Source organism: Vibrio sp. 1562 (assembly GCF_033340155.1).
Taxonomy (GTDB): Bacteria; Pseudomonadota; Gammaproteobacteria; order Enterobacterales; family Vibrionaceae; genus Vibrio; species Vibrio alginolyticus.
Map to the genome: position 1 here is coordinate 1 of NZ_JAWOVY010000527.1, position 605 is coordinate 605.

A 605-nucleotide genomic window follows, 5' to 3' on the forward strand; every position below is an offset into this window, starting at 1 on the left:
GCCTTCGGCGAGCTTAGCGAAATATTCAGGACGATCAGATTTGATTTCTTCCGACCATTTTGAATTATTCTCAAATAACTGTTTAATTTCCGGCATCTTGCAAACTACTTCCCTTAAATGACAAAAGCACTCATCGCAATTGAAACATATCAAGCGATCAGTGTTGTAACTATACACAATGTTACAATTTCGATCCCGTTAAATATGCGTCAGACAGGACTCATCTGACGTGTTCTTGGAAATAAATTCGTACAATTCAGACCGCTTATTAGATAACGAATTAAGCCATAATTTATTTATGGTTTAATTTTTCACATTCCTCGTTAAAGTAATGACATTTTACTTATTTAATTTTGAAGTTAATGCAGGGAGCTAAACGGTGTTCGGTAGTCGTTTTAAAGATATCAATTTCAAAGGGGATATATTTGGCGGGGTGACCACGGCCATTATTTCTCTCCCTTTGGCGTTGGCGTTCGGGGTTGCTTCGGGGGCGGGTGCAGAAGCTGGCCTTTGGGGCGCCATAATGGTGGGCTTGTTTGCCTCCTTATTTGGTGGCTCAAATACACTTATCTCAGAACCCACGGGTCCGATGACGGTGATCATGA

At 41.0% G+C, this 605-nt stretch carries 1 protein-coding gene and 1 pseudogene; one reads left to right on the forward strand and one right to left on the reverse strand.

Going from position 1 to position 605, the window contains the following annotated elements:
• Positions 1-96: pseudogene (locus R7Z49_RS26200) on the reverse strand (carbonate dehydratase); the annotation flags it as partial.
• Between the two features lie 283 nt (positions 97-379).
• Between R7Z49_RS26200 and R7Z49_RS26205 the strand changes: the two are divergent.
• The coding region (locus tag R7Z49_RS26205; RefSeq protein ID WP_318112588.1) for a SulP family inorganic anion transporter at positions 380-605 on the forward strand (226 nt) is incomplete at its 3' end.